We start from the raw sequence: 23,843 nt of genomic DNA, 5'->3' as shown, positions 1-23,843 counted from the left end.
GGATCGTGCGCCTGACCCAAACTGGTGATCAGCGAGCTGGTCACCAATGCTCGTAAGTACGGGACCGGCCCCGTCCTTGTGCAGCTGAACGTGGCTCGTGCGCGGCCACGTCTCACAGCATCTCCCGTCGGAGAGCGGTCCTGATCCGCGCCTCCGTGTGTGGGTGTGGCGGTGGATGTACGCGGCTTGGGAGGCCGTTCAGCGAGGGCGAGCACCGGGCCGGTCTCACCGAGGACTGCTGTGCAGGAAGAGGGACCGCCATTCGAGTGGGCACTCGTCCTGGTGTACCTGCGGTAGAAGCACACGCGCCATCCACGGAGAAAAACTGTCATGGCAGCAGTAGACATTCCGCCGCTGCGGGGTTAGCGTTGTCTCCGTACCCAGAAGTCGAAGTGGGCACAGCAGGCACGAACTGCTGTGCAGGTAGACCAGAAGGACACGGCCCCAGCGGGGCTGTGAGCAGCACCCGCGGTATCCGCGTAATCGAAAGGTAAGGAGCAGGACGCCATCAGGATCGCCCGGGCGAGGAATCAGTCCGCCCGGGTACCGCAAGGCCTCGGATTGGAAGGTGGTCCCCGGTCACGCATTCGCGATCCCCGCAACCCCGCCCTCCCGGGCGGCACCTGCGGAAAAAGAAGGCCGGCGCAGTGCGCGCCGGTAGATGGTGTTGAAAGCTCGGGGCCCGGGTGCCGTACTGGCACCCGGGCCCCCCGACGCGTCCCCGAAAGAAGAGGTCTATGCCGCCTGCCGGTTCCCGTCCCGTCGGCCCTCTCGACGATGACGACTACCCTGCCTACACCATGGGCCGGGCCGCCGAGATGCTCGGCACCACCCCTGCCTTCCTCCGTGCCCTCGGTGAACACCGCCTGATCACCCCGCTGCGCTCCGAGGGCGGCCATCGCCGGTACTCCCGGTACCAGCTGCGCATCGCCGCCCGCGCCCGCGAACTCGTCGACCAGGGCACCGCCATAGAGGCCGCCTGCCGCATCGTTATCCTCGAAGACCAGCTCGAAGAGGCGCAGCGCATCAACGAGCAACTGCGCGCCGAGGGCGGCAAGCCTCAGCCGAAGACATCAGCCTGATCAGAACGCCCGAACCCGAGGCAACTGGTGCAATGCCGGCGGACGAGGCCGCTGAGGGAACGCATCGCCGTTCCGCAGCTCAGGCGGGCTCAACGCGTCGCCTAACTCCGCCGGAGGAGAGAACCGCGAGCGGGCGTGATGCATGTAGTGGGTGACGAGGGACGAACCCGGGGAAGAAGGAGCGGCAACCGATAGGAGGTTGCCATGGGTGGCGGGGATCTGGAACTGGGGCAGCTTCTGGCCGCCGCTGAGGCGGCACCGCCCGGGGAGTCCGTCGAGGTACTTGCGGACGACCTGCGCAAGCGCTTCGGGGCGGAGCGTGTGTCGTTCCTGTTCGTCGACCTCGTGGGTCGGCGGCTGCTGCGCCTGACCACACAGGCCGAGGATGACATGGGGGGCGCTGCCGAGCGGATCGACCTGGAGAGCAGCGTCTACGACGCAGTCCTGCGCAGCCAGTGCCAGCACGTGGAACCGGACGGCCAGGGCGGGCGGCGCGTGATCTCGCCGGTGACCAACCGCGGCGACTGCATTGGTCTGCTGGAGGCTACGCTGCAGAACGCCGACGACACCGTGCTCGCGCAGATCGAAGACGCGGCGCACGCACTGGCCTACATCATCGTCACGGATCGCCGCTTCACCGACCTGTACCACGCGGGTCGGCGCACCACCCAGACCAGCCTGGCCGCCGAGATCCAGCACCAACTGCTTCCCTCGGCCTCCTGCTGCGAGGCTCCCCAATTCACCCTCGCGGCAGGGCTGGTGCCGGCCGACGACATCGGCGGCGACACCTACAACTACACACTCGATCGCGACACACTGCATCTGTCCATCACCGACGCCATGGGCCACGACACCAACTCCGCGCTGATCGCCACGCTCCTGGTCGGCGCTATGCGCGGCGCCCGCCGCAGCGGCTGTGACGCACTCCAGCAGGCGCAACACGCCCACGACGCCCTGCTGACCCACAGCCGCGGCCTGGCCACTGGCCAATTGCTGTGCATCGGCCTCACAACGGGGACCTGCGAACTGGTCAACGCAGGGCATCCCCGGCCTCTGCGCCTACGCAAAGGCGCCACCGAGGTCGAAGAGGTCCAGCTCGCAGCCAACCTCCCCTTCGGCGTGGCAGCCCCCACTTCCTACCGTGTCCAGGAACTCCAGCTTCTCCCCGGCGACCGTCTGATCCTGCTCACTGACGGCATGCAGGAACGCGGCGCCGGAGCCGTCGACCTGGCATCCCTCGTGTGGGACACCCGCACCTCACATCCCAGGGAAGCCGTGCGCAGCCTGACCACCGCGGTACTGGATGCCTGTCGGGGAAACCTCAGGGACGACGCCACTGTCCTCATCCTGGACTGGCACGGTTCGCAGTGCGAAAACGGGTAGGGTCCAGTTCGCTGATCAAGCACCACAGCTCGCTCCCCGCGGCCGCGTACGGTCACGTGGTCGACGGCTGTGCGTCGCGGTACAAAGCAAGTAAGCAGCGTCGGATGAGCACCACACCCAAAGCAGCCCCCCCGGGCGCAGCCCTGGCAGCGGCGACAGCTGCGCAACCGCTCCACCTCGGCGCGCAGCCGGCGGTCCACGTCGGTCCGGACCGTCACCTGCCCAGCAGCAGCGCGGGTTTTGCAGGCCCCCTCGTCCCATTCAAGACCGACGTCGCGCACGCCGAGGACGCCCAGTGCTCTGCTTCAGCCGCCCGGCCCCGCGAAGAGGTCGAGTATCACGTGGCCAGCCCGAAGTCGTCCTGCGTCGGCGCGTGCTTAGCCACGGCGCGGCCGGTGATCGCCTTCGACGCGCGGGCGTACGCCGCCGACAGCTCCTGCGCTCCGGGCTCCAGGTACCACGGGCGCAGGTCGAGCATGGGTGACCCAGGCGGCGATCTCGCTGTTCAGCAGCGCGGCGGCGTACTGGCGGGCGGTCTCGTAAATGCCGTCCCGGGTTTCCGGCGGTCCCTCCACGGTGCCCTTGAGCTGGGCGGCGACGGCCGCGAATTGGTGGTTGCGGAGGATGTCGAGCGGGGTGCGGTCGGCGGGGAAGGCCAGCCACTGCATGACGTCGGTGATCGGCCGCTCATCGAGGGCCGCGGCGAGGAGGAGTTGAGCGAGGATGTTGGATCTGGCCTTGGACCAGAAGTCGCCCTGCTGAGAGGCGTCCACGCTCGCGGCGAGGAAGTAGTCCCAGTCTTCGCCGAAGGGATCGGCTCCGCCGTAGCGGGCGCGGGAGTGCAGCTGCTCGCGGACACGGTGCGCGGCCTCTTCGGGCGGCCGGCAGGGTGACGGCGCGCAGTTGGCACGGAGTCTGCGGAACCCGGTCGAGCAAGTGCAGGCGCTCGCTGCAGCAGCCGCCTCCGCCTCACCGGACGGGCATCTCGAGGATGCTCGACGACTGGCGTGCGAGGCCGCCGACCGTACCCGGACGCTGGAAGGCGCCAGCAACTTCTCCTTTTTCGACGGCGCTCCGGGCCGGGAGGTGGCCGACGCGAAGGGGGACCGGCGGGCAGAGGCTCGAACGGCAGATCGACGCCCTCACCGCTGCCGGGTGCCGGAAGATCTTCGCGGACAAGAAGTCCGGCAAGACCGACCTGCGCCCGGAGCTGAAGGCGTGCCACGTCTTCCTCGACGCCGGCGAGACCCTCGTGGTCCCATCACTCGATCGCTACGGCCGCAGCCTCCAGGACCTCATCAACATGGTCGCCGTACTGCGCGAGCGCGGCATCGGCTTCACCTCGCTGCACGAGAGCCTCGACACCATCACACCCGGCGGCCGGCTCGTCTTCCACGTCTTCGCCGCCCTCGCCGAGTTCATCCGCGACCTCATCGTCCAGGGCGCCCGCGAGGGCCTGGCCGCCGCCCGCGCCCGCGGCCGCACCGGCGGACGCCCCACCGTCGCCACCGAGGGGATCATCAAGGCCGCCCGCGACCTGCTGCCCGACCCCGGCCGTTCCATCACCTCGATCACCAAGCTCCTCGGTGTCTCCCCGGGCACTCTCTACCACCACATCCCCGACCTCCGCGAGCTGCGGGCCGGAACCGTCCCCCAGCAGCTCGAAGCCGGGGAGCGGTGACCACATGCCGATCCGGCCCGAGAACCGCGACCGCTACCCGTCCATCGCTCACATCGCCTCGCTGTGGAAGGGTGGCCTGGGCTGCGGCACCGCCGACTGGCTGGACGCCCACGGTTGGCGCACCGAGTTCCATCCACTCGACGCCGTCGCAGCCCACTACGGCCGGCCCACGGACAACCCGTCCGGCACTGGCTTCGTCACGGCCGTGCGCGCCCCCGCACGCTAGGTGTGTTGCTCACGAGCGTTGTCAACACCAGCCGGGCTTGATCATGGCGAAGACCTCCGGTGCGGTGAAGGCGTCGAGTCTTCACCGCACCGGAGGTCTTCGTGTCCCACCGTCATGCCCGGCTGACCGTGCACGGCAGGCGACTGCTCGTCGAACGTGTCTGCGCTGGTCGTCCGGTCGCGCATGTGGCGGCCGAGACGGGCATCTCGCGCGCCACGGCCCATCAGTGGATCCGCCGCTGGCGGGCAGAAGGCGAGCAAGGGCTGCACGGCCGGCCAATCGCCCCGGGCGACACCACACCACACCACACCGCACTGCTGCCGCCCGCTGTCCATCATCCTCACCCCGGGCAGGCCCCGGGCGGCCCGCGCTTCATCCCGGTCCTCGAGAAGATCAAGGTGCGTGTCGCGGTCGGTCGATCCCCGCGTCCTCGCGAACGAGCCGGCGTCCACCGCACGGCGGTCGCGTAGGCGTTCCTTCCGCACCGCAGCACGCGGCCCCGGACGTTCCGTCTCCGGGTACCCGTCCCGCAGTCGGCACGGCGAGGTCCGGGTCAGTGGTCGTCGGTGATGGTGGTGGCGATGCCGTTCACCACGACGACCTTCGCGGACACACCGCCTCCCTTGGCGGCCGCCTCCAGTTCCTCTTCGGTGCACTGGGTGCCACCCTGGCCGCCCTCCTCGCCGTTGGCGTCGCCGCAGATGTCGCCCCAGCCCCAGATCTTGGTGTCCTCGGCGAGGAGGAACTGCTGCTCGGTGCCCTTCAGGTCCGACACCGTGTACTTGCCCGGCGCCAGGTAGCTCACGGTGCCGAACCAGGTGCCGGAAACGCCCTTGCCCTTGTTGATGCCGTCGATGGTCGAGTCCGAGCTGTTGGCGTCCCCGTCCTCGGCAGAGGTGCTCTCATCCGGTGCCGGGCGCTCGGTGACCGTGACGGCAGCGCCGTACTTCATGATCACGTCTGCGGCGATGGATCCCTTATTCAGCGCCTTGTCCAAGTCGTCAGCCGTGCAGGGTGTGTTGGCGGCGGGGTTGTACTTGCCGCAGATGGTGCCCGCGCCGTAGATCTTGGTGTCCTCGGCGACGAAGAACTGCTGCTCCTTGCCGCCTGCCTTGACGATGTGCTTGCCGGGTGCGAGGTATTCCACCGTGCCGCCCGTGAAGGTCCCGCTGACCCCCTTGGGCTTGTTCGACGTGGACTTCGCCGCTGCCGCCGTCGCCTCCGCCGACGCCGCGGGAGCATCGGTCTTCGCCGAGGAGCGGTCGCCCGTGGCGTTGTCCTGGCAGGCGGTCAGCAGCGTGGTGCCGGCGAGGAATGCGGCGGCGACGAGTAAGGACCTCGTGTGGAGGGTGGAAGCCATGGTGGTATGTCCCCGTTTCTTGGAATTCGTGCATGAGTTCATGGAAAGGGCCGGTGGCGGATGCCCGGTGCCCTGTGGTGCTCGGTTGTTGTGACCACGATGCAGGGGGGGAGCGGGCCGAGGGGAGGAAGAACGTCGACCCGTGATGACGCTGTCATCGTCCCCGGACACTGCAACGCCTGTTCACCAGTCGGCCTGTGGAGCGCAACCGACGTCCCCGATCACCAACAGGGTCATCGGTGCGGATGGCCGCGGGCTCACTGCTGGGCGGGCCGGTAGGCGTCGTTGACGACCACCGGGCTGCCACCGCCCGTGATGCCGCCGCCGGGGATGTGGATCGTGCCACCTACGGCCACGGCGGCCGTACCGTGGCGCGGCACCGGCATCGGGGTGAGTCGTCGCCAGCGGTCGTGGACGGTGTCGTACGCCTCGGTCTCGGCGAAGACGGCGTCCGCGCCGGCACCGTCGTGTTTGCCCTCGCCGCCGAAAGTGTAGATCTTCGTGCCCACGGCCGCGGTGGCGATGCCGCCGCGGGCGGTCGGCATCGAGGCGCGTTCGAACCACCGATGGGAGCGCAGGTCGAGGGCGTAGACGGTGTCGCGCACGTTGGCCTGCCCCCGGTCCCGGCCGCCGAGTACGTAGAGCGTCGTGCCGACGACGGCCCCGCCGACGTGGTCGCGGGCTTGCGGCAGGCTCGGCAGCGCCTCCCACCGGCCGGTTGTGACGTCATACGACGACACCGTGTCCATGGTGTCCTGGAGGCCGCCGGGGCCCGGCACCAAGGTGCGCATGCCGCCCGCGAGGTAGATCCTCGGTCCGTGCACGCCCATCGCGGCGCTGCCCCGCGCGATGCCGGCGGGCATCGACGGCAGCCGTGCCCACCGGTCGGTACGCGGGTCGTAGACGAAGCTGTCGCGCAGGGACTGCCATGAGGCCCCGCCGGACAGCCCGCCGAGGACGTAGATCCTGCCGCCGACTGCCGCCACGTTGGCGTGATTCATGGCCACGGGCAGCGGTGCCGCGTCCGACCAGGTGTCACGTCGCGTGTCGTAGACCTCCACCCGGCCGGTGGTGATGAACCCGCCGGCCGGGTCGGTGATGATGCCGCCGATGACGTAGACCTTGGCGCCGACCGCGGCCACGCCGTGTTCCTGCCGGGGCCCGCCCGCGATCGGGGCCAGCGGCCGCCATCCCGTGCCGTACGACGGCTCGGCCGCGGTCGGTACCGCGCCGGGCGGCGCCGGGTGGTCCTGGTGAGCATGCGCCCGCCCGGTCGAGGCCGCCGCCAGGACGGCACCCAGGAACAGCACGGTCCGCCGTTTCATGGCGGCTCCTTCCGGACCCGGACGATCGATTGCGGCCGTCATCAGGGCACCAGGACGAGCTTGCCGGTGACCGCGCCCGCCGCGACGATCTCGTGGGCCTTGACCGCCTCGGCCAGCGACAGCACCTGGTCGACGTGGACGGTGAGCCGTCCGGCTTGGACGAGGGCCGTCAGCCGCGCCAGGTCGGGCGCGGACGGGTGCACGAAGGTGACGGCGTGCCGGATGCCCAGCTCGGTGATCAGTTCCGGGGTGAGCCCGGTGTCCTGGGGACAGGCACTGACCAACACACCGCCAGGGGCGACGATGCGGGCGGAGCGTGCACCGTACTCGCCCCCGACCAGGTCGAACACCGCGTCGACGCTGCCGACCTCGGTGAAGTCCCGGGTGCGGTAGTCGACCGGCTCGTCCGCACCCAGGCGGCGCAGCAGGTCGTGCTTGCCCGCGCTGGCCGTGGCGATCACATGGGCGCCCAGGGCCTTGGCGATCTGCACGGCGAGATGGCCGACCCCGCCGGCGGCGCGGTGCACCAGCACCCGCTGTCCGGGCTGGAGGTGCGCTAGGCCGACGAGACTCTGCCAGGCGGTCAGTCCGGCCATCGGCAGACCTGCCGCCTGCTCGACGGTGAGACCGGCGGGCTTGCTGACGATCTCGTTGACCGAGGCGAGGACGTAGTCGGCATAGGTGTTGCCCGCCCCCGGAAGGGCCAGCATGCCCATGACCTCGTCACCAGCGACGAAGGCGGACACGCCGGGACCGGCGGTCTCCACGGTGCCGGCGATGTCCCAGCCGACGGTGAACGGCGGCTCGCCGAGCATCGGCAGGGCACCGGAGCGCACATGGGCGTCGACCGGATTGACGCCGACCGCTCCGGTCCTGATCAGCACCTGTCCATAGCCCGGTTCCGGGCAGGCGGCCTCGACGAGTTCCAACACGGCCGGGTCGCCGACGGCCTGCTGGGTGATGACACGCATAACTGTCTCCTGACGAAGAAGGGGGTTATTACTTTTTGTCATTGATCAATTACTGTCTGTGACTAACGCAGTAACGTCTGGGCGGTGGCAGGTGTTGCGCGACGGCACGGTGGACGCCGGGAGGAACGGACCGACCAGGGGCCGGTGGTCTGGCGCGGCGGCGCGCCGCGGTACGGGTTACTTACCGCGCGGTGGGCTCATGGTCGGCGAGTTGCTGGGTGCCGATGACGGCGAGCAGGCGCAGCTGCTCGACGGCCGGACTACCCGCCGGGGCGGTGAAGAACTGCAGGCGCTGCCGGCCGTCCTCGCTGAACACGTTCTGGCAGTGGATGTCGACGACGCCCAGCTCGGGATGGTTGATGCGTTTGCGGTCGCCGCGGCGTACGGCGACGTCCCCGGAGTCCCACAGGGCGACGAACTCCCGGCTGGCCCGGCGCAGGCGGGCGACCATGTCCGCGGACTGTTGGTCGTGGTCCCGGCGCGCCACGGCGGCCCGCAGGTCGGACACCAGTACCCGGGAATGGTGCGGGTGGTCCTCCTCGGGATAGAGCGACCGGCTGGTGGGGTCGGTGAACCAGCGGTACACGAAACTCGCCGCATGCCCCTCGGTGTGCACGGGCGCACCGAGCAGCGCTGCGGCGAGCCGGTTCTGCACCAGGGTCTCGTGCAGATCGGTGAGGATCTGCGCCGGGTTGGTGTCGAGCCGGTCGAGCAGCGCCAGCATGGCCGGTGGCACGTGCGCCGCGGTGCCGATCGCCGTCGGTGCGGGTCGGCCCGCGAGGTGGTACAGGTGGTCACGCTCGTCGCCGTCGAGTCGCAGCGCACGGGCCAGGGCGGCCAGCATCTGGGTCGACGGCTGCGGGCCGCGGCCCCGTTCCAGCTCGATGTAGTAGTCCACCGAAGCTCCGGCGAGCTGGGCGACCTCCTCGCGGCGCAGACCAGGCACCCGGCGCCGGGGGCCGGTGGGAAGGCCGACCTCCGCGGGGGTGATCCTCGCTCGCCGTGACTTCAGGAAAGCTCCGAGTTCAGGCAGATTCACCCGTTCAGTATTTCGGTGCCCGGCAGAGGCAACCAGGGGGAAATGCCCCCTGGCTGCGCACAGCGGCGCCCGGCCCGATGAGGGAGCTGAGCCGCTGCTGTGCCGACCCCGCGTTCTCGTCGAGTCGTACGCCGTTCGGCCCAGATGCAGCTGGTTCCGGAAGTACTGCACGTACAAGTCCGGCGTGAAAGTGCTGAGCATGATGGCCGGTTGGTCGGTCACGCTGGCGAAGGTGTGCGGGGCTCCGGGCGGGATCATCACGAGCGTGCCCGCGGTCGTGTCGTGAGGTCTTCTGTCCACCGTGAACCGCACCGCGCCCGAGATGACATGGAAACTCTCGGCGTGCTGGGCGTGCCGGTGCTGCGGTGGTCCGTCCGCATGCGGGGCGAGGATCGTCTCGCCGATCCCGAGACGGTGCCCGGTGGGCTGCCGTCCTCGAGAATGCGCAATTGCGTGGTCCCCGGGAGGATCGTCTCACCCTCACCCTCACCCTCACCCGGACCGACCATCGACACGGCGGGGTCGGCCACCGGTTCACCAGTCAGCGGTTCGTTCGTCATGCTCCGATTCCACCGCCCGAGCAACTCGGCTGTCCAAGACCGAGTGGGTGATGCCGATACCGCACCGGTATCGTGGCCGGTCATGGAACTGCGCACGCTGCGCTATTTCGTAGCCGTCGCCGAGGAACTCCACTTCGGCCGGGCCGCCGCCCGGCTGCACATGAGCCAGCCGCCGCTGAGCCGGGCGATCAAGCGGCTGGAGACCGAAGTCGGCGCCGCGTTGTTTCACCGCTCTGCCGCCGGTGTCACGCTCACCCGGGTCGGGGCGGCACTGCTCGAGGAGGCGCGTACCCTGCTCGCTCAGGCAGACCGGGTACGCGTACGCGTGGCCGCGGCGGCCGGCGCGGCCACCCTCACCGTCGGCATCCTGGGCGACAGCACCGACCCGGGCGCGACGCGGCTGGCCGCCGCCTACCGCCGACGGCACCCGGGCGTCGAGGTCCACATCCGCGAGACCGACCTGACCGATCCGACCTGCGGGCTGCGCGCCGGACTGGTCGACGTGGCCCTGACCCGCGGGCCGTTCGACGAGACCGGCCTGGCGGTGCTCGAGTTGCGTGCCGACCCGGTGGGCGCGGTGCTGCGCGCCGACGATCCGCTGGTCCGTCGCGACCGCCTGAGGCTGGCCGACCTGGCCGGCCGACGCTGGTTCAGGTTCCCGGAGGACACCGACCCGATCTGGCAGTCGTACTGGAACGGCGGCGAGACCCGCGAGGGTCCGGTGGTGCGCGCTGTCCAGGAGTGCCTGCAGGCCGTGCTCTGGAACGGCACGGTCGGGATGACCCCGCTGGGACACGACCAACCCGAGGAGCTGGTCGTGGTACCGCTGAGCGACATGGCGCCGAGCCGCGTGGTGGCGGCGTGGAACGAGGGCGACGCGAACCCGCTGATCCGGTCGTTCGTCCACATTGCGACGGCCGCCTACCGCGTCTGAGTGCCTCCGGCCGGCACCGAGGACCACACGCCCGTGTCACAGCCGTAAACCACGCACTCCATGGGGGTGGCGGGCCCGGGCACAAGCGGCGCCGGGTTCGGCGGGTTCAGGTTCGGCGGGGTGACCGAACCGGCATCCGGGTGAGCGGGTCCCGTCAGCGGCCGCCGGCCCGCCGGCCCGCCGGCCCGCCGGATCCGACGGGGACGGAGCTGCCGGCAAGGGCGTACCACCGTCGGCTCCGGCGGACGCGTGTCACAGGACTGTGCAACGCAACTCGACTGGCGGTTCCCCTCTCTTGCAGTGCGGGCTGACAGCCCCCGTCGCCCATCGCACCTGTCGAGGAGACAATCGCTGTGCCCGAGACGTCCACTTCTGTGATCCGGCGCCTTCACGTCCGAGCCGTGGTGCTTGCCGTGGCCGGTACCGCTCTCGCTCTCGCCGCCCCGAGCCCGGCGACGGCCCTGACCAGCCAGGCCCGTGCCGCCTCGATCGACCCGGTCTCCGTCGTCAAGTACACCGCGAAGGAACGCCGGGAGGCCCTCGCCTACTGGACGCCTGCCCGCATCAAGGCCGTCGGGAAGTCCGTGGATCTGGGCCCGACCGGGCGAAGGCCAAGCCATGGCGGGGCACCGCCATGAAGATCGTGGGGCGGCTCTTCTTCGTCAACGCGCAAGGAGCCGACACCTGGTGCACGGCCACCGCCGTGACGAGTGCCAACCGCCGAGAAGGAGGCAGGGATGTCCGGACCGCACGGTGATCAGCCGCACGAACACCGCGAGGCAGCCGCGCTGCTGGCGACCTGGGTCGCGCGCGCCCCGGCCGGCGCGGGCGGCCTGGTGCTGCTACGCGGGGCCACCGGCACCGGCCGGACCACCGTCCTGGAGGCCGCCGCCGAGAGCGCCGCCGACCAGGGCATGCGGGTGCTGCGCGCCCGCTGCTCACCCGGCGACGCCACCGTTCCCTTCGCCGCCGTGCTCCAACTCCTCGGGCGCGCGGCTGGTCACCGTGCCGGACGCCGGACACATGATCAACTGGGAAGATCCCGATGCCCTGGTGAAGGCCGTCGTCTCCCTGCACGGGACCGGGGGAGCCGATTGATGCGCGGCGCTCCGTCCGTCGTCGGGCGGCGCTGCGATCGGTGGTCCGTGGCACAGCCACGGACCACAGGAGCACGGCGCCGACATTGGCCGACAGCAGGGTGTCGTCCGCTCTCCGATGCGGCTTGAGTGAGGGAGTCGAGCAGCCACGTGAAGCGAGGGGGACAGGTGTACGACTACATCATCGTGGGTGCCGGGTCGGCGGGGTGCGTCCTGGCCGGCCGTCTGACCGAGGACGAGAGGACGCGCGTTCTTCTCATAGAGGCCGGCCCGGTGGACGATGCCCCGGACATTCACGTTCCGGCCGCGTTCAGCAAACTCTTCCAGACGAAGTACGACTGGAGTTACCTCACCGAGTGCGAGCCCGGGTTGGACGGCCGCCGTCGCTATCTGCCCCGCGGCCGGATGCTCGGCGGCTGTTCGTCGATGAACGCGATGGTCTACATCCGCGGCAATCGCCGCGACTACGACGCCTGGGCGGCGGCCGGCGCAGACGGGTGGAGCTGGCCGGAAGTCCTGCCGTACTTCCTTCGCGCCGAGGACTTCACGGGAGCCACGTCCCCGTGGCATTCCACCGGTGGGCCGCTCACGGTGAGCGAGGGCCGTTCCCGGCATCCCTTGACGGACGCGTACGTGACGGCCGCTCAGGAGGCCGGACACCCCTCCACCAGCGACTTCAACGGTCTCGAACAGGACGGCGTCGGCTATTACCACCTCACTCAGCGCGACGGTCTGCGCTGCAGCACGGCGGACGCGTATCTGCGGCCGGCCCTGTCCCGGCCGAACCTCGATGTGCTGACCGGTGCCGAGTGCACCCGCGTGCTGTTCGACGGCGAGCGTGCAACCGGCGTCGAGGTGGAACGGGACGGCGAACTGCTGTGCCTGCACGCCGAAGGGGAGGTCGTGCTGTCGGCCGGTGCCTACAACTCGCCGCAGCTGCTCATGCTCTCCGGCATCGGTCCGGCCGGTGAGCTGGCGGCCCACGGCATCACGCCCCGCGTCGATCTTCCAGTGGGGGAGAATCTGCAGGATCATCCGCATGTCGGGCTGTGCTACCTCACTGACACGGAGTCGCTGTTCACCGCCGAGACACCGGACAACGTGCGCCTGCTGGAGACCGAGGGCCGCGGCCCGCTCACCTCGAACATCGGCGAGGCCGGCGGTTTCCACCGCACCCGCGAGGGACTCGACGCCCCCGACGTCCAGGTGCACGCCACGCCGGTGATGTTCTACGAGGAGGGCATCAGCCCCGTGACCGACCACGCCTTCATGTTCGGTGCGGTGCTGCTCGCCCCCACGAGCCGGGGCAAGGTCTCCCTGCGGTCGGCACTCCCCAGCGCCAAACCGCGCATCCTGCACAACTACCTGACCACCGAAGAGGACCGCGCCACGATGATCCGGGCGCTCCGGATGCTGCTCGACATCGCCGGCCGGCCCAGCCTGCGCAAGCACCGCCGAGCCGACTTCCGCGTACCGCGTTCCACGGACGAAGCCGGCCTGCTCGACTTCGCCCGGCGCGAGTTGCAGACCCTCTACCACCCGGCGGGCAGTTGCTCCATCGGCCCCGTCGTGGACCCCCGGCTCAGCGTGCACGGCGTGAGGGGCCTGCGGGTGGTGGACGCCTCAGTGATGCCCACCGTGGTGCGGGGCAACACCAACGCACCCACGATCATGATCGCGGAAAAGGCGGCGGACATAATCCGCGGTCTCCCGGCTCGTGCGTGACCCTGACATCAAACCGGGGCAGCGGGCGGACTTGAGCGTGCTGTGCTTGGGCGGACACCACCGGTGTGGTGGCCGGGCCGCCAGGGCGGCCTCGTAGTCGGCGGGGCTGCGGTAGCCGGGGCTGCTGTGCAGCCGGTGCACGTTGTACCAGCCTTTTCATCTCAGAGGCGTGGCCCAGCACACCGACGAGGTGTCCGACGAACTCGCCGTGGCAGTCGGCGACCGGCAACAACCGGTTCGGATCGCCTATGTCAGCTGCGAAGCCTTGAGGCCCGTGCAGCCCAAGTGCCTCCCAAACTCAGGTTCTGGCCCAACTTCTGGGAAGATACTCACCCAGCACCAGGGTGACCAGCTCCCGCAATGGATCAAGGCGGTCCGTGCCGACGACCTGCCCAGCCTCCATACCTTCGTCAACGGCTTCGAACGCGATCTCGCCGCCGTCACCGCCGGCCTACCACTGCCGTGGAGCTCCGGCGTAGTCGAAGGCCACGTCAACCGGATCAAATGATCAAGCGCCAGATGTATGGCCGGGCCGGCTTCGACCTGCTGCGGAAGCGAGTCCTGCTGGCCTGACCGCAGCTCTGTTGCTCAAGAGCGGGTTCATTCAGCTGATCGCGAGCGGCACAGGATCCAGGCCCAGCTTGCTCCGGCATGAGTCGACGGCCCGGGCGACCCAGGCAGTCACGGCGGTGCGATCTGGCGCGAGCGCGTGAAGCTCACGCGCCTTCTCCTGGGCTTCGACCACCCACGGGGCCAGCGGGTCCTCTCGAAGGATTCGCTCGAAGTGATCGCGAGCTGTGTCCGGATCCCCGACCAGGGCGGCCGCGATCCCGGCGTCGAAGCGGTCCCGTAGGAATCCCCGCCGCACTGGCCTGGACGTCAGGTATCGGACGACGTCTGGCAGAGCCGGGAACTTCTCCCTCAGCGCGGTCACGTTCGCAGCCGCCCGTCGGCTGAGTTCGAGCGCCAGTGGCGTGAACTGGTCCTCGGTGCGGAACGGCTCGGGGCTGACTCGGACTGCGTCCACGTGGAAGGCCAGGTAGTCCACGTCGTGCCACAGCCACATCGCACCGACTTGCAGACCGCTGCCAGCAGTGCGTGGCGGGGTGAACTCCACAACCCCGAGCCACCACCCGTGATCATCAATCCATAGCCGTGACCGCCCACGCTTGGCCAGCCCGAGCGGCTTCAGGGACTCCCGCGCCGCCGAGGTGATGATCCGGGGAACCGGACTGCGATCTGCCATGACCAGCATTATCGACCGTCCTACCGGCACCCCCGTCGGTACTGAGCGTCACCGTCCACAGAAGTGATGCTGTTGGTGATCTTCACTCGGTGGGGTGAAGTCTGCTGACCGTGCCTGAGTTGATGTTCTTGTGGTGCTGCTCTGGTGGGAGCGGGGCGGTTTCGGCGGTCGGAGGGGTGGCCGCGGTGGCAATGGGTTCGAGGTTGGGGCGGGTGATTCCGCCGTTGACGGTGCGGATGGCGCGGGCCGGCAATCCGCATGGCACGGCCGCGATGTGGGTGCGCGATCGGCTGGATGGGTTGTTCATGGACGCTGACTTCGCCGACTGGTATCCAGCTGATGGACGGCGTGGGCTTTCGCCCGCTGTGCTGGCTCTCGTGTCGGTGCTGCAGTACGCGGAGAACCTCACCGACCGGCAGGCGGCGGATGCGGTCCGCTGCCGTCTGGACTGGAAGTACCGTCTGGGCCTTGAGCTGGACGATCCGGGGTTCGACTTCACGGTCCTGAGTGAATTCCGTGCCCGGGTGGCCGAAGGCGACCGTGCGGACCGGCTCTTGGTTCTGATCGTGGACCGGCTTGTGGAGGCCGGGCTGGTCAAGCGGCGTGGACGGATCCGGACGGATTCCACTCACGTTCTGGCAGCAGTCCGCCGCCTGAACCGGGCTGAACTGGTTGCTGAGACGCTGCGTTGTGCTCTGGAAGAACTCGCGCTGCAGGGCGAGGGGTGGCTGGCGGCTGTCGTCGCTCCTGACTGGGCGGACCGTTATGGTCGGCCGGTTCGCTATGACCGGCTTCCCCGTGGCGGAGACGCATTGATCGCCTGGGTGCTGCGAGTGGGTGAAGACGGGCTGCACATCTTGCGCGCTGTCTATCACGGCGATGCCCCGCCTGGGCTGCGGGAGTTGAAGTCCGTGCAGCTCCTGCGGCAGGTCTGGGTCCAACAGTATGCTGCCAGAGCCGCAGCAGAGGATCCAGACGCGGGTCCGGAGAGAGCAGAAGAGCAGCAACTGGCAGCGGCCATATGCCATCCGCGCAGGCTGCGAGGCCACGGTGTCTGAGGCAGTCCACGCTCACGGCCTGCGTCATTGCCGCTACCGCGGCCTGGCGAAGACGCACGTCCAACACGTGCTCACCGCCGCTGGAACCAACATCATCCGCCTTAGAAGACATCTCATTTGGCGAGTTTGCGGTAGCAGATGAGGGTGCAGGCGATGCTCGTGTAAGCGAGGAGGTGGTCGGCCTTGCGTTCGTAGCGGCGGTGCGGTCGGCGGTATCCGATGAGCCAGGCCGTCTCTTCTCCTGATCAAGCCGGTTGAAGGTCAGTGGTGAACGGCCGTCGACGGAGGAACTCGGCATCTACCCGCACGCCGAGTTGGGGCAGGACGACATGTCGCGCCCTCAACTGTTGCACCCTTCAACGAGCTACCGACGCGCAGCGCACGCAGGTTTTCGCCGCCGGGCGAACTTCGAGGCGCTCCGTCGGGATCGGCTCACCGCATTGCTCGCAGCGCCCGTAGTCGCCTCTCTCCAACCGTTCCAGGGCGCGATCGAGATCGTTCAGATGCTCGCGCGCCTGGGACAGCAGGGCGGCGACGTGCGCCCGCTCGAAGGCCGTGCTCGCCCCCTCCGGGTCGTGCTCGTCGTCAATGGCCACCAGTGCGTTCGCCTCGACGATCCCTTCGAACTCACGGCTAAGGGCGGATATCTGCTGCAGCGTGCCGACACGGTCGGCCGCGAGCAGCGCCCGCATCGACTCGCCCTGGGGTGCGGGAAAAGCGGCATTGATGCATTGATCGCCCATATCGGAGGAAACCTCCTTGCCTTGGGCCGAATTCCCGGGTGCTCGGGCGACGACGGCCTCAGCGATGACGTGGGCGGCCACGCTGGTACTGCTTCGGCCACGGGACGTCGTCACCGAGCACGTGGGCCGCGCGGAGCGGCCAGGTCGGGTTGCGCAGCAGTTCGCGCGCGAGCATGATCGCGTCAGCCGAGCGGTCCACGAGGATCTGGTCGGCCTGCTCCGGTGCGGTGATCAGGCCGACCGCGGAGACGGGCAGGGCCGCGCCCTCGCGGACGGCTCGGGCGAAGGGCACCTGGTAGCCGGGCTCCACTTCGATACGGGCGTTGTGGACGAGCCCGCCGCTGGTGATGTCCACCAGATCGACGCCGTGGGCCACCAGGTGCCGCGACAGCTCGACCGTCTCCTCCGGGGTCCAGCCCCCGTCGGCCCAGTCCGTGGCCGAGAAGCGTACGAACAGCGGGCGGTCCTCCGGCCACTGCGCCCGTACGGCGTCGGTGACCTGGACCAGGAAACGGCTGCGCCCGTCGAGATCGCCTCCGTACTCGTCGCTGCGGTGGTTGGACAGCGGTGACAGGAACTGGTGCAGCAGATAGCCGTGCGCGGCGTGGATCTCCAGGACCTCGAAGCCGGCGGACAGCGCCCGCGCGGCGGCCTCGCCGAAGGCCCGGACCAGGGCGCGGATGTCGTCCGCGCCGAGCTCCCGCGGGGCCGGCCAGTCGCCGAACGGCAGCGGTGACGGTGCGACCGTCTGCCATCCTCCGGCCTCCGGTTCGACGTACACGTCACCCTCCCAGGGCGGTGCCGTCGACGCCTTGCGGCCGGCATGGGAGATCTGGATGCCGGCAATGGCTCCCTGCCCGTGGACGAAGTCGGTAATCCGCTTGTACGCGGCGGCCTGCCCGTCATCCCAGATGCCGGCGTCGGAAGGGGTGATCCGGCCCTCAGGTTCCACTGCCGTGGCCTCTTGCATGACCAGGCCGGACCCGCCGCGTGCCAGGGAGCCGAGATGGACCAGATGCCAGTCCTGCGGATAGCCGTCGACCGAGCTGTACTGGCACATGGGGGCCACCCAGGCCCGGTTTGGGAAGGTCGTGCCGCGGAGGGTGAGCGGCGAGAAGAGACGGCTCATCGGAGGCCTCGCAGGAGGGATGTGGTACGCCGGGTGCCCCCCAGCCGTCGAACCGTGACGGCCTGGGTTCCTGCGGGGAGCCCCGCACGGTGGGTGCACCCCCGAGTACCCCGGCCGCTCGTGGCACACACCACCGGCCAGGCGTGCTCGCCCGCGCGGATGTCCGGGCGCCAAAAGCCGGCCGCATGCGCCGGGCCCTCGAATGCGGCACCGGAAACGCGCATATGCCGCGCCAGCGCTTCTTCCAGCCTCCCACCGGCCCGGTTGATGTCGAACAAGCGCTTGCGAGCGATTCTCATGGCGTGCGCGCAGCCGTGTTCCGGGCGCCGAGATGTCCGACGCTAGTGCCCCGGCAGGCAACGTTCGCCCCGTCGCGACGCCCGGCACGCACTCTCGCCGCACCGGCCGAAAGCCCGAGTACGTCCAGTACGAGGACTTCCGGCCGGCACGCCGAGAGCACGCACCGGAACGTCACTCCTTGACGGGCGAACGTTGCCTGCCGGGGCCCTAGATGTTCTGGAACTCGTTCGGCAGTTGCGACATCACATCCTGGAACTCCGTGCCGGGAACGGCCTCTCTCAGAGTCATGAAAACCGCCGCAACGCCCCTGCGCGCCACGGTCTCATCGACGCCCGCACGCTCACTCACTCGCCGGACGAACTCGGCAACGCCGAATTTCTGGGCGACATCCTCCGGTGGGACCAGGGGCGGGGCAATCTCGGCGGGCAGGACGCCGGCCAAGTGCCTGGCCTCGCCGCCGGTGATCCGCTCGGCCAGCGTCAGCATCGCGGTCCGGGTCAGCTCCCTGGCCTGGTCCTCGGGCACGTGGGCCCGCCGGCTGACGAGCCGGATGAACTCGTCGCTGTCCACGGCGCCTCCAATCCGGCAACCCCATCACGGGTACCGCGCATGCACGGCCCCAAACGGTGATCGAAATGCCGGCGCGAACCTGGCGGCCGGTGTCGAAAGCGCCGGTTCACCGCCCGTCCTCTTCGCCTTCCTCGGTAAAGGGGCGCACCGCCTCCAGCAGGGCCCTCAACGCACCGGTGAGCGTCCCGACCTCGGCGACGCACTGGGCGGACGGGTCCTGCGGGTACTGTCGCTCGCCCTGCTCGGCGGCGTTCGCCAGGATCTGCTCGGCGGCCTGAGCCGCGGCGCGCAGGGCGGCACGTTCGATATTGCCGGGCATGTGATCTCCCCTGGATTCCGCCGCCGGGCACAGGATTCCCCGGAATGCTTCGACGTCCCCATCAGCCCGTTTTGCGGGGAACGCCAGTGAGCCGGTACGAGGTGCCCCGGGACAACAGCTGAGGAGGCATGTCTTCCACAAGCGTACGGGACGTGCTGGACGCGCTGCAGGACGTCGACTTCCCTGCGGGCAAAGAGGAACTGGTCCAGGCGGCCGAGAATGCCGGAGCGCCCGAGGAAGTGGTCAAGGCGCTTCGCGCAGACGAGTACGGCAACCGGGATGAGGTGGCCAGGTCGGTGCGCGTGGACCCGGCGTCCGACCTGAACCTGAGCGCGGCGCAGCGCGCGGAACAGGCCCGGCGCGGCAGCCGCCCCGGCCAGTCGCAGCACCTGCGTGACGTCCCCAAACCACCGGTCCAGGACGAACTCGACCAGTCCTGATCCGCCCCGCACGACCGGGTGGACACGGCGGCGGCGTTTTCACTGGAGGGGAGCCGGCTAGAGGAGCCCGCGGCCTGTGGATGTCAGCCACAGCCGACAGGATGATCGGGCGTCGGGAGACACCGTGGCGCCGGCAACGGCTCGCCTGGGGGCGTCGTCAGGACTGCACCCCATCGGAGCTCTGAGGGTGGTCCGGGTGCCGGTCGGACTGCCTGCGGCAGTGGAGTCCGTGTTCAGTCCCGGAGTGTGGTTCAGGGTGCAGGGTCTCTGGCACGGGACGGGCAGCTCCGGTGCCTCGTAGGGCGGCAGCTGTCATACGGCGAACGGGAGGTCTCGGGGACCTCGCCTGCCCGCCACTCGGCCGTGCGCTCCAGGGGTTCGACTGCCCGGGTCTCGTCGATGTGGATGACGCCGTCGAACTGGTCCGACATGCGTGCGCGGAAGTAGTGGCTCTGCCGTTCGGTCTCCGGCCGGTGGATGACGCCGATCGCCCGCTCAAGGCGCGCCGTGCGCAGCGTGTCGGCGGCCAGGGGCGTCCGGTTGAACGGAAGCAGGAACTCCTTCTCGCCGACCTGGTGGAACATGTCCTCGACGCTGTCAACGAGTGCCGGGCGCACCGCCTTGCGCATGACCGGTCCTCCCCAGTCGTCCGCGGCTGTCACCGTGCCGGTGTAGGAGGTGAAGCCCAGCAGACAGCAGTCATCAGGGTGGGCCTGCCGCACCAACTGGCCGACGTTGAGCTCGCCGCGGAGCGCGGCTTCCGTGCCCCGGGCATCCCCGAGGTGGGAGTTGTGCTCCCACACGACGACCCTGGCGGGGGCTGCTCCGCCGGTGGCTGAGATGCTCGGCGAGCGCCTCCAGGGTCTCGACCATGTGGCGGTCACGCAGATTCCAGGAGGACACCTGCCCGCCGAACATCGTCCGGTAGTACTCGGCCGCGTTCTTGACCGTGCGCGCGTTCTGTTCGGCATAGAACGGGTCGTCCTCGGCGACCAGTCCGTCCCGTCGTGCGTATTGCACCGCATGGCGCTCCAGCTCGACGAGTTGGTCCACGACCTGCCGCTCGCAGGTCTCACCCGCTCCGAAGGCGGCCTCGAACCCCCAGGTCTGGGCGTCGCCGTCGCTGTTGCAGTGATCGAAGCAGGCGTAGCGCTCGCGGGCCCGCTTCGCCGCCTCGGGATCGACGCGGTCCAGGTAGCTGATGACTTCCTCGATCGAGCGGTACAGGCTGTACAGATCGATTCGAGACCGTAGAAGCCCGCTTTCGCGCGCTCGCCGCCGGAGACCCGGTCGTTGTGTTCCCGCAGCCATCCCACAAAGTCCAGCACCGCAGTTCCGCCACATCCAGGTGGGGAACCGCCGAAAGCCGCGCAGTGACTCCTCGGCCGTGACGTCGTCGCTGCGGTCCCGGACGTAACGGTTGACCCGGTAGGCGTCGGGCCGGTCGGCCTCGGCCGCGACCGCGCAGAAGCCCTTCTCCTCGATCAGTCGCTGCGTCATGCGGGCGCGCGCCTGGTAGAAGTCGTGCGTGCCGTGTGAGGCCTCGCCGATCAGCACGAAGTGCGCGTTGCCCACCAGGTCGAACAGTGCCTCGTCGCTGGGCACGCCGTCCTCGACAGGGAACGCCTCGGCGCTGATGAGAGCGACCTCGCTCACCCCCTCCTCGGTCGGCTCCGCGGGCCTGCCCGCCGCCCGGCGCAGCAGCTCCCGCACCTCCTCGTCCGTGATCTGGTGGAAGTCCCAGTAGGACGCGCCGACGGCGAAGAACGGCGACGGCGTGGTGGCGCAGACCACGTCGTCGGCCATGTCGGCCGGCTCGCGGCAGGCCGACTCGGAGGCGGCAGGTACCGCGGCGACGATCCGCGCCGGCCGGTGGCGGCGCAGGGCCTGGATCGCGGCGCGCATGCTGGCCCCGGTGACAAGGCCGTCGTCGACGAGGATCACCGTGCGGCCCTCCAGCTCGGGCGCGGGCCGTCCCTCGCGGTAGGTCTGCTCCTGGCGCAGCAGCTCCCGGGCCTCCCGCTCGACCGCGCTGCGCAGCGTGTCCGGCACGATGCCCAGGCCTCGGACGACGTCCTCGTTGAGCACCACCACTCCGCCGTCCGCGATGGCTCCCATCGCCACCTCCTCCTGACCGGGCACGCCGAGCTTGCGGACCAGGAGGACGTCGAGTGGGGCACCCAGGGCCGTGGCGACCTCGTACGCCACCGGAACGCCGCCGCGTGGCAGGCTCGCACGATCACATCGGGATCGCCGCGGTAGCGTTCCAGGAGCTTGGCGAGGACCCGGCCAGCATCTGCGCGATCACTGAACAGGCGGTTCGACATGGGTAAGCTCCTCGCGCTGTGCGGTGCGTGATCGAGGCCGGGTTCCGATGCGCGGCTCCCGGGATCACGGCGAGATGTGCCGGCGGCGGCGTTCCCGCCACCGCCCCCGGCGAGGACCTCTGCCCGGCCTGCCTCGGCTGGCCGCTGTGCCGCGCATGCCCGGGCCCTACTGCCCGCCGCGCCCACCCCGGCGGCGACGGCCGCTGCACCACGTGCACCACCGCATCGACCCGACCTGCGGAAGGAAGCAACGCATGAACGAGCCGAGCAAGCCCCCGGTCCCGGCGGAGCACGAGCGGGTGCCAGACGGCCACCAGCCGGCGGGCATGTCCCTGTATCTGCTGTTCGCGCACGAACCGTACTACCCGCTGCCCGCCCGGGAGATCCACACCTCCGTGGTCGCCGCGGCCTGCCTGCTCCACCCGCACATCAAGCAGCCCGACGGGATACGCATCCACCGGCAGCTGGTGAGAGGCCGCCGGCCGGGCGAGATCGTGCCGCTGGCCACTCTCACCCGAGACTGGGACGGCGGCGCCCACTGGGGCGATGTCGGCGACTGGGAGGCGGTGGTTGCCGGCCTTGTCCGGCTCATCCGCAGCGAAGGCTGCGACGCACTCAGCCTGGGCCTTGCGCCCATCGAGCGGACCCTGCTGTGCAGCGGCCTCGACAGCACGGTCCGCGTCGTCGACCCGGCCACCCAGGAGTGCACCTCCTATGGCCCGCCAGACCGCGAGGCAGTCCTGGACCAGGTACGCCAGCACCTCGCCTGGGCCGAGGCAGGCGGTTCCCTATGGCCTGGCGACCACCTGCTCAGCCCGCCCCGCACCAGACCGTGGAACAGCACAGGGATCCCGGCGCCACCCCAGTTCACAGCCGGAAACGGCCCAGGCACCGCCACAAGCGGCACCTCCTACGCGGCTCACCGCGTCCGCCCAACAGCGTCTGTTCGGCTGGCTGCCCGCCTTCCTGGTACCCGCCACCACCCTGGCGAGGGTTGTCCTCGAACTACTCGGTCCGCGCCGCATGCTGCTCTGCCAGACTCGAGGGCATGCCGAAGAGTCGTGGCCGCCGCACGTCGCGTGGCGGCAAACAGTCAGTTCGCCGTTCGCCAGGCCCTGTGCGGTTGTCGGACCGTGTGCTACGGCAGGCCCGAACGCTGCGCCTTGAAGACACAGATGTCCTTGCCGCGGAGGCGTGGGCGAGTGGCTGCCTGGGCGAGGCGTGGCTGGGCGCGGGGATGACCGAACGCGAGCCGGAACTGGTGCTGTGCCGTGAGATGGTGGGACGGGCTTTGATGAAACCGTCCCCGTTTGGCCTGGCCGCGGTGGCCGTGCTTGAGCGAGTCGGTCCGCCCGCCGGCCACGCCGTGCTGCATGAGACGGTGGAGGTTCTGGCCGGTTCACAGCCGGTGCCGGCGTGGCACGCGGCCGGCCCGCACCGCCCGGTGGGGGCCTGGTGCGCGGTGGACGTGTGGGACAGCGAGCGGGTGCTGTTCATCGACTACGACGGCCCGGTCCGGCACACGCTGATGGCGTACATCGGCGAAGTCGGCGGCACGCTGGTGGACAAGCTGGCGCTGCTTAAGCCACACGCGGCCCACGCCTGGGAGGGGACGCGGGGCGACGGCGAGGTGCCGATGCCGCTGGTCGAGCAGGACGCGGCCGAGGTGCTCGCGGATCTTGCTGCGGCGCTGCGGCTGACGGACATGACCTGGCCTCGGCCCGACGATGAGGACGTCGTCGGGCTGCGGGCACTGGCCTGGGCGCGCTGCCGGGACCACCTGCCCGACTGGCCCGAGCACCAGCCGCTTGTGCAGGGCGAGCGGGCCCGTGTGCTGGATGCGTTCGCACAGGTGGGCGCCCCTGCGGTGGAGGAAGCCGGCACCGCCCGGTCGCTGGCCGAGCTGTTCTTGGACTACGCGGAGAACTACCTCAGTCGCGGACCGATGTGCTGGAGCCCCGGCCAGGTCGCCGTCTTCCTGGGGGACTGGCTGCCCCGCAAGGGGCTACTCGATCAGGCACACCGCGCTCTCCTGCCCGCTGTCTTGAAGCGATGGGTGACCTTCGCGCTCACCGAACGCGGCGTCCCCACGCCGTGGATCGCTCCCGTCGTCGCCGCGGTCGAGACGCATACGCCCGCCTTCCGGCCTTCGACGACGAGGAGGCGTGGGGCCCGGCCAAGCAGATCGCGGCTGTCCTCGCCGCGCGGGACGTCGACCTCACCGACCGCGATGCCGTCGACGCCACCGTGCGCGCCCTGAATGCCGAACGGCTCGCTCAACAGCTCATGGACCACACCCGGCCGCCCGGCCCCTGACGTCCAGCCACG

23 protein-coding genes and 6 pseudogenes are annotated in these 23,843 nt (G+C 69.8%); 15 read left to right on the top strand and 14 right to left on the bottom strand.

Translation table 11 applies throughout. The features are described 5' to 3' along the window. Positions 1-737: 737 nt before the first annotated feature. On the top strand, positions 738-1,082 hold the full coding sequence (locus AB0A61_RS35860; RefSeq protein ID WP_361302102.1) for a MerR family transcriptional regulator: 345 nt from the start codon (positions 738-740) through the stop codon (positions 1,080-1,082). A 204-nt stretch (positions 1,083-1,286) separates the two neighbouring features. Beyond that, on the top strand, positions 1,287-2,465 hold the full coding sequence (locus AB0A61_RS35855) for a PP2C family protein-serine/threonine phosphatase (protein ID WP_361302099.1): 1,179 nt from the start codon (positions 1,287-1,289) through the stop codon (positions 2,463-2,465). 479 nt (positions 2,466-2,944) lie between these two features. Here the strand turns inward: AB0A61_RS35855 and AB0A61_RS35850 are convergent. After that, positions 2,945-3,256, bottom strand: a pseudogene (locus AB0A61_RS35850) (hypothetical protein); the annotation flags it as partial. Between the two features lie 200 nt (positions 3,257-3,456). Between AB0A61_RS35850 and AB0A61_RS35845 the strand changes: the two are divergent. The 3 genes and pseudogenes from AB0A61_RS35845 to AB0A61_RS35835 all read left to right on the top strand — a co-directional run. Continuing rightward, the gene (locus AB0A61_RS35845; protein ID WP_361302096.1) at positions 3,457-4,146 is read left to right on the top strand and encodes a recombinase family protein; all 690 of its coding nucleotides are present in this window, start codon (positions 3,457-3,459) and stop codon (positions 4,144-4,146) included. A 4-nt stretch (positions 4,147-4,150) separates the two neighbouring features. After that, the gene (locus AB0A61_RS35840; protein WP_361302093.1) at positions 4,151-4,372 is read left to right on the top strand and encodes a hypothetical protein; all 222 of its coding nucleotides are present in this window, start codon (positions 4,151-4,153) and stop codon (positions 4,370-4,372) included. Positions 4,373-4,473: 101 nt separating this feature from the next. Next, positions 4,474-4,683: pseudogene (locus AB0A61_RS35835) on the top strand (leucine zipper domain-containing protein); the annotation flags it as partial. A 242-nt stretch (positions 4,684-4,925) separates the two neighbouring features. Here AB0A61_RS35835 and AB0A61_RS35830 read toward each other — a convergent pair. The 5 genes and pseudogenes from AB0A61_RS35830 to AB0A61_RS35810 all read right to left on the bottom strand — a co-directional run. Then, positions 4,926-5,732, bottom strand: coding sequence for a hypothetical protein (locus AB0A61_RS35830; protein ID WP_361302090.1), 807 nt, complete (start codon positions 5,730-5,732; stop codon positions 4,926-4,928). A 257-nt stretch (positions 5,733-5,989) separates the two neighbouring features. After that, positions 5,990-7,057 carry a kelch repeat-containing protein gene (locus AB0A61_RS35825; RefSeq protein WP_361302087.1) on the bottom strand — a complete coding sequence of 356 codons (1,068 nt, stop codon included), beginning with the start codon at positions 7,055-7,057 and terminating at the stop codon, positions 5,990-5,992. 41 nt (positions 7,058-7,098) lie between these two features. Next, the gene (locus AB0A61_RS35820; protein WP_361302084.1) at positions 7,099-8,028 is read right to left on the bottom strand and encodes an NADP-dependent oxidoreductase; all 930 of its coding nucleotides are present in this window, start codon (positions 8,026-8,028) and stop codon (positions 7,099-7,101) included. Positions 8,029-8,209: 181 nt separating this feature from the next. Next, complete coding sequence (locus AB0A61_RS35815; protein ID WP_361302131.1) at positions 8,210-9,067, bottom strand: helix-turn-helix transcriptional regulator; 858 nt, start codon at positions 9,065-9,067, stop codon at positions 8,210-8,212. Between the two features lie 153 nt (positions 9,068-9,220). Beyond that, a pseudogene (locus AB0A61_RS35810) lies at positions 9,221-9,627 on the bottom strand (cupin domain-containing protein); the annotation flags it as partial. Positions 9,628-9,709: 82 nt separating this feature from the next. On the opposite strand from AB0A61_RS35810, the gene AB0A61_RS35805 reads away from it, so the two are divergent. The 5 genes and pseudogenes from AB0A61_RS35805 to AB0A61_RS35785 all read left to right on the top strand — a co-directional run bounded on the left by AB0A61_RS35805 (position 9,710) and on the right by AB0A61_RS35785 (position 13,891). Then, on the top strand, positions 9,710-10,561 hold the full coding sequence (locus tag AB0A61_RS35805) for a LysR substrate-binding domain-containing protein (protein ID WP_361302081.1): 852 nt from the start codon (positions 9,710-9,712) through the stop codon (positions 10,559-10,561). A 413-nt stretch (positions 10,562-10,974) separates the two neighbouring features. Then, positions 10,975-11,199 carry a hypothetical protein gene (locus AB0A61_RS35800; protein WP_361302078.1) on the top strand — a complete coding sequence of 75 codons (225 nt, stop codon included), beginning with the start codon at positions 10,975-10,977 and terminating at the stop codon, positions 11,197-11,199. Positions 11,200-11,298: 99 nt separating this feature from the next. Beyond that, positions 11,299-11,547: pseudogene (locus AB0A61_RS35795) on the top strand (ATP-binding protein); the annotation flags it as partial. A 261-nt stretch (positions 11,548-11,808) separates the two neighbouring features. Beyond that, positions 11,809-13,383, top strand: coding sequence for a GMC family oxidoreductase N-terminal domain-containing protein (locus AB0A61_RS35790; RefSeq protein WP_361302075.1), 1,575 nt, complete (start codon positions 11,809-11,811; stop codon positions 13,381-13,383). A gap of 169 nt (positions 13,384-13,552) precedes the next feature. Then, positions 13,553-13,891, top strand: coding sequence for a hypothetical protein (locus AB0A61_RS35785; protein ID WP_361302140.1), 339 nt, complete (start codon positions 13,553-13,555; stop codon positions 13,889-13,891). A 96-nt stretch (positions 13,892-13,987) separates the two neighbouring features. Here AB0A61_RS35785 and AB0A61_RS35780 read toward each other — a convergent pair whose 3' ends face one another. Continuing rightward, positions 13,988-14,638 (bottom strand): hypothetical protein, encoded by a 651-nt coding sequence (locus AB0A61_RS35780; protein WP_361302072.1) that lies wholly within the window; start codon positions 14,636-14,638, stop codon positions 13,988-13,990. Between the two features lie 203 nt (positions 14,639-14,841). Here AB0A61_RS35780 and AB0A61_RS35775 point away from each other — a divergent pair, with 203 nt between their 5' ends. Then, on the top strand, positions 14,842-15,687 hold the full coding sequence (locus tag AB0A61_RS35775; protein ID WP_361302069.1) for a transposase: 846 nt from the start codon (positions 14,842-14,844) through the stop codon (positions 15,685-15,687). Beyond that, positions 15,575-15,829, top strand: a complete 255-nt coding sequence (locus tag AB0A61_RS35770; RefSeq protein ID WP_361302066.1) for a transposase — start codon at positions 15,575-15,577, stop codon at positions 15,827-15,829. Before AB0A61_RS35775 ends, AB0A61_RS35770 begins: the two co-directional genes overlap by 113 nt. Here the strand turns inward: AB0A61_RS35770 and AB0A61_RS35765 are convergent. The 5 genes and pseudogenes from AB0A61_RS35765 to AB0A61_RS35745 all read right to left on the bottom strand — a co-directional run. Next, positions 15,801-15,917: pseudogene (locus AB0A61_RS35765) on the bottom strand (IS5/IS1182 family transposase); the annotation flags it as partial. The gene AB0A61_RS35770 and the pseudogene AB0A61_RS35765 sit on opposite strands and share 29 nt — an antisense overlap. A 126-nt stretch (positions 15,918-16,043) precedes the next feature. After that, positions 16,044-16,379: a TraR/DksA C4-type zinc finger protein gene (locus AB0A61_RS35760; protein ID WP_361302129.1), complete on the bottom strand. Its 336-nt coding sequence runs from the start codon at positions 16,377-16,379 to the stop codon at positions 16,044-16,046. 109 nt (positions 16,380-16,488) lie between these two features. Beyond that, the gene (locus AB0A61_RS35755; RefSeq protein ID WP_361302063.1) at positions 16,489-17,559 is read right to left on the bottom strand and encodes an NADH:flavin oxidoreductase/NADH oxidase; all 1,071 of its coding nucleotides are present in this window, start codon (positions 17,557-17,559) and stop codon (positions 16,489-16,491) included. Between the two features lie 507 nt (positions 17,560-18,066). After that, a complete protein-coding gene (locus AB0A61_RS35750; RefSeq protein WP_361302060.1) occupies positions 18,067-18,429 on the bottom strand; it encodes a DUF2267 domain-containing protein in 363 nt (120 codons plus the stop codon). A 106-nt stretch (positions 18,430-18,535) separates the two neighbouring features. After that, entirely contained in the window at positions 18,536-18,748 is a 213-nt protein-coding gene (locus AB0A61_RS35745) for a hypothetical protein (protein WP_361302057.1), read from the bottom strand. 128 nt (positions 18,749-18,876) lie between these two features. On the opposite strand from AB0A61_RS35745, the gene AB0A61_RS35740 reads away from it, so the two are divergent. Continuing rightward, on the top strand, positions 18,877-19,188 hold the full coding sequence (locus AB0A61_RS35740) for a DUF2795 domain-containing protein (protein WP_361302054.1): 312 nt from the start codon (positions 18,877-18,879) through the stop codon (positions 19,186-19,188). A gap of 251 nt (positions 19,189-19,439) precedes the next feature. Here AB0A61_RS35740 and AB0A61_RS35735 read toward each other — a convergent pair whose 3' ends face one another. Both AB0A61_RS35735 and AB0A61_RS35730 read right to left on the bottom strand, forming a co-directional pair. Next, the gene (locus tag AB0A61_RS35735; protein WP_361302051.1) at positions 19,440-19,991 is read right to left on the bottom strand and encodes an erythromycin esterase family protein; all 552 of its coding nucleotides are present in this window, start codon (positions 19,989-19,991) and stop codon (positions 19,440-19,442) included. After that, the gene (locus AB0A61_RS35730) at positions 19,891-21,396 is read right to left on the bottom strand and encodes an erythromycin esterase family protein (RefSeq protein ID WP_361302048.1); all 1,506 of its coding nucleotides are present in this window, start codon (positions 21,394-21,396) and stop codon (positions 19,891-19,893) included. Before AB0A61_RS35730 ends, AB0A61_RS35735 begins: the two co-directional genes overlap by 101 nt. A gap of 194 nt (positions 21,397-21,590) precedes the next feature. On the opposite strand from AB0A61_RS35730, the pseudogene AB0A61_RS35725 reads away from it, so the two are divergent. Continuing rightward, a pseudogene (locus tag AB0A61_RS35725) lies at positions 21,591-21,773 on the top strand (hypothetical protein); the annotation flags it as partial. Between the two features lie 979 nt (positions 21,774-22,752). After that, entirely contained in the window at positions 22,753-23,775 is a 1,023-nt protein-coding gene (locus AB0A61_RS35720; protein WP_361302045.1) for a hypothetical protein, read from the top strand. Positions 23,776-23,843: the final 68 nt, after the last annotated feature.

The organism is Streptomyces sp. NPDC046197 (assembly GCF_040646295.1).
Lineage (GTDB): Bacteria > Actinomycetota > Actinomycetes > Streptomycetales > Streptomycetaceae > Streptomyces.
The sequence above is the reverse complement of the archived record's forward strand: the minus strand, read 5'-3'. Positions and strand labels throughout refer to the sequence as shown.